The sequence below is a fragment of the Brevundimonas sp. CURTG3B2_SDJG genome, from assembly GCF_057364705.1.
In genome coordinates, this window is sequence record NZ_JBNFOJ010000171.1 from 1 (window position 1) to 6,670 (window position 6,670).

General features: G+C 70.4%; 8 protein-coding genes and 1 pseudogene. 8 read left to right on the forward strand and 1 reads right to left on the reverse strand.

What is annotated here, in order from left to right; genetic code table 11:
* Nucleotides 1-118: 118 nt before the first annotated feature.
* Both AC2W7C_RS11935 and AC2W7C_RS11940 read left to right on the forward strand, forming a co-directional pair.
* Nucleotides 119-751, forward strand: a complete 633-nt coding sequence (locus tag AC2W7C_RS11935; protein ID WP_486001639.1) for a LysE family translocator — start codon at nucleotides 119-121, stop codon at nucleotides 749-751.
* Nucleotides 752-833: 82 nt separating this feature from the next.
* Nucleotides 834-1,391 (forward strand): CC0125/CC1285 family lipoprotein, encoded by a 558-nt coding sequence (locus AC2W7C_RS11940; protein ID WP_486001640.1) that lies wholly within the window; start codon nucleotides 834-836, stop codon nucleotides 1,389-1,391.
* A gap of 85 nt (nucleotides 1,392-1,476) precedes the next feature.
* Here AC2W7C_RS11940 and AC2W7C_RS11945 read toward each other — a convergent pair whose 3' ends face one another.
* Complete coding sequence (locus AC2W7C_RS11945; RefSeq protein ID WP_486001641.1) at nucleotides 1,477-2,217, reverse strand: DUF6065 family protein; 741 nt, start codon at nucleotides 2,215-2,217, stop codon at nucleotides 1,477-1,479.
* A 52-nt stretch (nucleotides 2,218-2,269) separates the two neighbouring features.
* On the opposite strand from AC2W7C_RS11945, the gene AC2W7C_RS11950 reads away from it, so the two are divergent.
* The 6 genes and pseudogenes from AC2W7C_RS11950 (at nucleotide 2,270) to AC2W7C_RS11975 (ending at nucleotide 6,526) form a co-directional block, all read left to right on the forward strand.
* Nucleotides 2,270-2,797 carry a prolyl-tRNA synthetase associated domain-containing protein gene (locus tag AC2W7C_RS11950; protein WP_486001642.1) on the forward strand — a complete coding sequence of 176 codons (528 nt, stop codon included), beginning with the start codon at nucleotides 2,270-2,272 and terminating at the stop codon, nucleotides 2,795-2,797.
* Between the two features lie 107 nt (nucleotides 2,798-2,904).
* Nucleotides 2,905-4,509, forward strand: a pseudogene (gene purH, locus AC2W7C_RS11955) (bifunctional phosphoribosylaminoimidazolecarboxamide formyltransferase/IMP cyclohydrolase).
* Between the two features lie 54 nt (nucleotides 4,510-4,563).
* Nucleotides 4,564-4,980: a hypothetical protein gene (locus AC2W7C_RS11960; RefSeq protein ID WP_486001643.1), complete on the forward strand. Its 417-nt coding sequence runs from the start codon at nucleotides 4,564-4,566 to the stop codon at nucleotides 4,978-4,980.
* A 76-nt stretch (nucleotides 4,981-5,056) separates the two neighbouring features.
* Complete coding sequence (locus tag AC2W7C_RS11965; RefSeq protein ID WP_486001644.1) at nucleotides 5,057-5,236, forward strand: hypothetical protein; 180 nt, start codon at nucleotides 5,057-5,059, stop codon at nucleotides 5,234-5,236.
* A gap of 9 nt (nucleotides 5,237-5,245) precedes the next feature.
* Nucleotides 5,246-6,001, forward strand: coding sequence for a dienelactone hydrolase family protein (locus AC2W7C_RS11970; RefSeq protein WP_486001645.1), 756 nt, complete (start codon nucleotides 5,246-5,248; stop codon nucleotides 5,999-6,001).
* A gap of 60 nt (nucleotides 6,002-6,061) precedes the next feature.
* Nucleotides 6,062-6,526, forward strand: a complete 465-nt coding sequence (locus tag AC2W7C_RS11975; protein ID WP_486001646.1) for an Rrf2 family transcriptional regulator — start codon at nucleotides 6,062-6,064, stop codon at nucleotides 6,524-6,526.
* Nucleotides 6,527-6,670: the final 144 nt, after the last annotated feature.

The following is a 6,670-nucleotide window of genomic DNA, read 5'->3' on the forward strand; positions in this document are numbered from 1 at the left end:
CCGCCGCGGATGCCGCCGAGGCCCAGGCCGAGACGCCCGCCGCCCCGGCCTCGCACCCCGCCTGACCCTTCGCCCCGGCTGACTTGACCGGAAGGCCTCGCGGCCCGAGAGGGGGCGCATGGCCGCCCTTCCCGTCGATCCGCATCTTTACGCGACCTTCCTGGGGGTCATGGCGGTGATGGCCATAACCCCTGGGCCCGCCAACATCTTCTCGGTCGCCAACGGCGTCCAGCGCGGCAAGGTCGGCGCCCTTCTGGGCGTGGTCGGGATGAACGCCGCCACCCTGGTGTGGTTCGGGGCGGCGGCCCTGGGCCTGGGCGCCCTGGTCATCGCCTTTCCGCAGGTCTTCCGCCTGATCTCCATCGCCGGCGCCCTCTATGTGGCCTGGCTGGGCTATCAGGCCTGGCGCGGAGCCTTCCGCACCGCCGCCGATCCCGACCAGCCCGCCGTCAGGCTGGGCCGCAGCGCCCTGGTCGACGGCTTCATGGTCCAGATCGCCAACCCCAAGGCGGTGCTGTTCTTCACCGCCGTGCTGCCGCCCTTCCTCGACGTGAACCGGCCCGCCGCGCCGCAGCTGGCCCTGTTCGCGGTCGCGACCATCGGCATGGACGTGCTCAGCATGTCCGCCTACGGACTGGGCGGGGCGGCGCTGGCCCGGCGCATGTCCGAGCCCCGGTTCCGCCGCGGCTTCGCGCTTCTGACGGGCCTGCTGTTGCTCGCCGCCGCCGTGCTCATTATCTCACGTTTATAGAGGCTTGATCGGGCCGGAACCGGCGCCGTTCATGCCCCGTTCAGCCGTCAGGGCGCGCAGTGGCGCGTCAAGGAGCATTCCCATGAGACACCGTGTCCTGAAGCCCGTCCTCCTGGCGGCCGCGGCCGCGCTGACGCTCGCCGCCTGCGCCACCGCCACCCCCTATGGTCCGGCGGGTCCCGACAGCCGCTACGGCTATTCCGAACAGCGCGTCGATTCCGACCGCTTCCGCGTCAACTTCTTCGGCAACTCCGTCACCTCGCGCGAGCAGGTCGAGATGTCGCTGCTGCTGCGCGCCGCCGAACTGACCCGCGAGAACGGCTACGACTGGTTCGCCACCGTCAACCGGGCGACCGACCGCGACGTGCGCTATTCGGGCGGCATCCGCGATCCCTTCTACTATGACCGCTACAGCCCGTTCTGGGGTCCGTCGTGGCGCTACTATCGTCGAGGGTACTGGAGCCCGTGGGGCTTCCGCGATCCGTTCGGCCCCGATTTCGACGTGCGCGAGATCGACCGTTACGAGGCCTCGGCCGAGATCGTGATGGGCCGCGGCCGCAAGCCGACCGAGGACCCCAACGCCTTCGACGCGGGCGAGGTCATCGACAACCTGGGCCCGCGCGTCGCCCGGCCGATGTGACCGTAGGTTTCAGGTTCTAGGGGCTAGGTTCTAGGGATCGGACGATTTCTCCCTAGAACCTAGAACCTATTCCCTAGCCCCTGACCTACCCGATCCGCGGCGACTTCAGCCGGCGCTTGTTGACGTGTGTTTCGGGCGCCGCGCCCAGGTCCTCGGGAATCTCGCCCTTGAAGTAGAAGCGCTGCCACGCCTCCTTGGCCGCGTCCGGATCGCCCGAGGCCAGCCGCTTGTTGAAGTCGGTCCGGGCCCGGTTCCAGGCCTCGAACTGCCCGTGCATGTTCGGGTTGGATTCCAGCGACCGGATCACCGGCTGGAAGCCCTCCGCCTTGCGGTGCTCGATCGGGGTGATGAAGCAGAAGGGCTCGCCCTTCTGGAACTTCACCCGTCCGGGCCGCGTGAACAGCCAGTTCATCGTGAAGGGGAAGGGCAGCCAGTCGGTCTCGATCAGGCCGGTCAGCGGCTGGATCCCGTCCTTGACGTGGTTGGGCGCGCCCCCGGCCAGCAGCCCCCAGCCCGGCGGCGTGCGGAACAGATACTGCGGATGCATCGTCAGCACCCCGCGCGAGAAGTGCGAGGTGACGATGTGCGTCAGGTTCGGCGTCGGCCGCTCGGGCGTGATGACGATGTCGGCCTGACTGGGCCCGCCGTTCCACTCGGCCGTGAAGGTGACCGGGCACAGGATTTCCCAGCCCGTGGTGTTGGCCATGTTCAGCGGCAGGCAGCGGTACGGATGCCGGCTGGCGAAGGCGTCCATCCAGTCGCGCGATTGCCGCCCCGGCACCAGGTCCGGCGGCGTCTGCGTCATCGGATAGCATTCCAGTTCCACGGGCGGTCTCCGGCGGCTAGGCGAGGCGGTCCCTCTTCCCTAGCTTCGCCCCATGACCGAAGACAAGCCGACCGCCCCTCTCTATGACCGCGACCGCCTGCTGGCCTGGATGGCCGACAACGCGATCGTCCAGACCACGCACCATCACCCGGCCGTCTTCCGCGTCGAGGAGGGGCTGGAACTGAAGGCCGCCATGCCCGGCGCTCACACCAAGAACCTGTTCCTGAAGGACAAGAAGGGGAAGCTCTGGCTGATCTCGGCCCGTCAGGACACGGTCATCGACCTGAAGAAGACCCCCAGGACCGTCGGTTCGGACCGCCTGAGCTTCGGCAACGAGGGGCTGCTTTACGAGACCCTGGGCCTGACCCCTGGCTCGGTCACGGCGTTCGGCCTGATCAACGACCCGGACCATCGCGTGACCTTCGTCCTCGACAAGGCCCTGTGGGACGCCGAGGTCGTCAACTTCCACCCCCTGACCAACACGGCGACGACGGCGATGGCCCAAGGCGAGTTCCGGCGCTTTCTGTCACTGCTGGGCCGCGAGCCGATCGTGGTGGATTTCGAGCGGCTTGGAGCATAAGGCGGCGGGCGATTTCGCACCTTCTTCCGGCCTCCACGGTTCAATCCGCCGCCGGACAGTGCTAGAGGCCCCGCGCCTCCCCCGCTCCTGACATACGGACCGCCGCCATGCCCGCCGCTCCCGATTTCCCCCCGCGCCCGACCGCGTGGCGCCGAAGCGCGCCCTGATCTCGCTGTCGGACAAGACGGGCCTCGAGGACGCGGCCCGCGCCCTGCACGACCTGGGCGTCGAGCTGGTCTCCACCGGCGGCACCCGCGCCGCCATCGCCGGCTTCGGGCTTCCGGTCCGCGACGTCGCCGATCTGACCGGCTTCCCGGAGATGATGGACGGTCGGGTCAAGACCCTGCACCCCGTGGTCCACGGCGGCCTGCTGGGCGTGCGGGACGAGCCCAGCCATGCGCAGGCGATGACCGAGCACGGCATCGGCGGCATCGATATCGCCTGGATCGACCTCTATCCGTTCGAACAGACCGTGGCATCCGGCGGCGGTTTCGAGACGGCGGTCGAGAACATCGACATCGGCGGCCCGGCCATGATCCGCTCGGCCTCCAAGAACCACGGCTACGTCGCCGTCTGCGTCGACAAGGCCGCCGTCGACGAGGTCCTGGCCGCGTTGAAGGCCGACGGCGCCACCTCGCTGGAGCTGCGCAAGCGCCTGGCCGTCCCGCGCCTTCGCCCGCCACCGCCGCCTACGCGCCGCCGTCTCGGCCTGGTTCGCCGGCCAGGTCGGCGACGAGGCCCCGGCCCGCAAGTCGATCTCGGGCGCCCTGGCCCAGACCCTGCGCTACGGCGAGAACCCGCATCAGTCGGGCGCCTTCTACCGCACCTCGGAAGCCCGCCCCGGCGTCGCCAACACCCGCCAGCTGCAGGGCAAGGAGCTGGGCTACAACAACATCGCCGACGCCGACGCCGCCTATGAACTGGTGGCCGAGTTCCAGGCCCCGGCCTGCGTGATCGTCAAGCACGCCAACCCCTGCGGCGTCGCGGTCGGAGCGGACCTGACCCAGGCCTACGCCCGGGCCCTGGAATGCGACGCCGTCTCGGCCTTCGGCGGCGTGGTCGCCGTCAACCGCCCGCTGACCGGCGCGGACGCGAAGCTGATCACCGACATCTTCACCGAGGTGGTCATCGCCCCCGGCGCCGACGAGGAGGCGAAAGGCCTCTTCGCCGCCAAGAAGAACCTGCGCCTGCTGCTGACCGACGGCCTGCCCGATCCGCTCGCCGCCGGCGAGGTGTTCCGTTCGGTCGCCGGCGGCTTCCTGGTCCAGTCGCGCGACCGCAGCCGCATCGCCGCCTCGGACCTGAAGATCGTCACCCGCCGCCAGCCGACGCCGCGGGAGATCGAGGACATGCTGTTCGCCTTCACGGTGGCCAAGCACGTGAAGTCCAACGCCATCGTCTACGCCAAGGACGGCCAGACCGCCGGCATCGGCGCCGGCCAGATGAACCGCCGCGATTCGGCCCGCATCGCCGCCATCCGGGCGCGCGAGGCCGGGGAGGCGAAAGGCCTGGCCCATTCGCTGGCCCAAGGGTCGGCCTGCGCCTCGGAGGCCTTCTTCCCCTTCGCCGACGGCCTGCTGGAAGCCGTCGCGGCCGGGGCCACGGCGGTGATCCAGCCGGGCGGTTCGATCCGCGACGACGAGGTCATCGCCGCCGCCGACGAGGCCGGCGTGGCCATGGCCTTCACCGGGGTGCGCGTCTTCCGTCACTGATCGTCAGGGCGGAAGCCGCTTGCCCGAGCGGGGGCGGCTTCCAACCTTGGCCGTATGGGATACCGCCTGAACCTGTTCCTCAGCCGCGTGCAGAGCCGCGCGATGGATCTGTCGTTTCGCATGCGCTGCGAGACCTGGCGCCTGGCCGTCCGTCACTGGGCGCCGCGCACCTGGCCGTTTCCGGTCGTCGCCGCGGTCTTCCTGGCCGTCGGCTGGCTCGATCCCGACAGACGGTTCGCGGCGGGCTTCGCGGCGCTGGCCGTGCTCGTGGCCGGCGCTCTTCCGTGGCTGGCCGCCCTGGCTCTTCTCGGCGTCCACGCCGCCTTCAACCTGAAGGCCACCCTCGCCCGCCGCGCCGCGCACAAGCCCCCGCGCCGGCCCGACGGTTCGGTCGACTGGTCCGCGATCGACTCCTACGTCCTGCTGGCTGAGGCGCCTACTACGACATGCCCCGGACCCTGGACGCGATGATGTCCGGGCCGATGGGAACGCTTCATCGAAATGGCCGAAGAACCGGTCGGTCGGGAATCCGCGCCGGGCCCGGGAGATGGAGTTCGCCCGGGGCGTTCCGGCCGGCTTCAAGCGCCGATGGGCCCGTTCGCCCGCGGCGGCCGCGGCGGTGGACGCGCGGGTTCTGGCCGAACTGGAGCGTCGCCTCGCCGACCAGGGCTCGGACGGCCGCTATCTGATCGACGTCTATCTCGGAAAGCGCACCCATAACGGCTAGGCTGGCCGGATGGACACCCTCGCCGACCGCTGGACCCTGCTCGAACCCGGCGTGACCTTGATCGGCCCGGATGACGACCGGCCCCGCCCGGCGGCCCTGCTGTTCCACGGCTGCGGCGGGCTGAGGGACCACCTGCCCCGCTACGCCGAGGCGGCGAAGGCGGCCGGCTGGCGCGCCTTCATCGTCGATTCCTACGGTCCGCGCGGCTGGAGCCGCGAGCGCGCCCTTCTGACCGTCTGCACCGGCCTGGTCCTACGCGGGGACGAGCGCGCCGGGGACATCCTGGCCGCCCTGGACGGCGTGTCCCGCAGACGGGACGTGGATCCGTCGAAGATCGCACTCGCCGGCTGGAGCCATGGCGGCTGGGGGATCATGGAGGCGATGAGCGCCGATCGCCGCGACCGATCCCTGGGGCTGGCGAACCCCGGAGCGGTGTCGCTGGACGGGGTCCTGGCCGCCTACCTGGCCTACCCCTACATCGGCGTCGCGGCCCTGAACCGCATGCGGCCGTGGAGGCATTGCCCGCGCACGCTGGCGGTGATCTCGCGGACCGATCACCTGACCACGGTGCGCAACGCCCAGAGCGTCCACGCCATGGTCCGCGACTGCGGCGCCGACATCGAGACCTGGATCGCCGAGGGCACCCACGCCTTCGACGAGCCCGGCGCGGCCAGGCCGATGCGCTATCACCCCGAGCTGGCCGACGAGGCCGTGCGCCGCTTCGTCGCCCTGCTCGAAGACGTCGCCGTCGCACCGGAAGCCTGACCGAAAAAGAATTCCCCGGGCGCCTTGACGCTCGGCCCATCACGTAACAATTGAAGTTACATGAAAAGGGACTCCAGGCTCTCGGGCGTTCTCCACGCTCTTCTGCACATGGCCGAACGCGGCGGGCGCATGACGTCCGACGAACTCGCGACCTGTCTGCGCACTAACCCGGTCGTGGTGCGGCGGACGATGGCGGGCCTGCGGAAAGCCGGCTTCGTCAGCTCCGAGAAGGGCCACGGCGGCGGCTGGCGGCTGGCTCGTCCGCTGGAGGCCGTCACCCTTCGGCAGGTGCACGAGGCCATCGGCGAACCCGGCCTGGTCCCCGAGGCTCCCGAGACGGAAAGCCCCGGCTGCCAGGTCGAGATGTCGGTGAACCAGGCCCTGGCCGGCGCCTACGCCGAGGCCCGGGCCCTGATCGAGGCGCGTCTGGCGGACGTCACCCTGGCCGATCTGGCCCAGGACTTCGCCGGCCGCATGCGCGAAACCCATCCAGGAGGATCGAATGGACCCCGACATGACGCATGACGCGGTGATCATCGGCGGCTCGTACGCGGGCCTGAACGCGGCGATGCAGCTGGCGCGGGCGCGCCGGCGGGGTGCTGATCGTCGACGACAACCGGCCGCGCAACCGCTTCGCCGACCGCGCCCACGGCGTTGATGGGCCGCGAC

Bases quoted from the DNA above. Each gene is read 5' to 3' on its own strand.
- AC2W7C_RS11935 (WP_486001639.1), top strand. From the start codon at position 119: ATGGCCGCCCTTCCCGTCGATCCGCATCTTTACGCGACCTTCCTGGGG.
- AC2W7C_RS11940 (WP_486001640.1), top strand. From the start codon at position 834: ATGAGACACCGTGTCCTGAAGCCCGTCCTCCTGGCGGCCGCGGCCGCG.
- AC2W7C_RS11950 (WP_486001642.1), top strand. From the start codon at position 2,270: ATGACCGAAGACAAGCCGACCGCCCCTCTCTATGACCGCGACCGCCTG.
- AC2W7C_RS11960 (WP_486001643.1), top strand. From the start codon at position 4,564: ATGGGATACCGCCTGAACCTGTTCCTCAGCCGCGTGCAGAGCCGCGCG.
- AC2W7C_RS11965 (WP_486001644.1), top strand. From the start codon at position 5,057: ATGGAGTTCGCCCGGGGCGTTCCGGCCGGCTTCAAGCGCCGATGGGCC.
- AC2W7C_RS11970 (WP_486001645.1), top strand. From the start codon at position 5,246: ATGGACACCCTCGCCGACCGCTGGACCCTGCTCGAACCCGGCGTGACC.
- AC2W7C_RS11975 (WP_486001646.1), top strand. From the start codon at position 6,062: ATGAAAAGGGACTCCAGGCTCTCGGGCGTTCTCCACGCTCTTCTGCAC.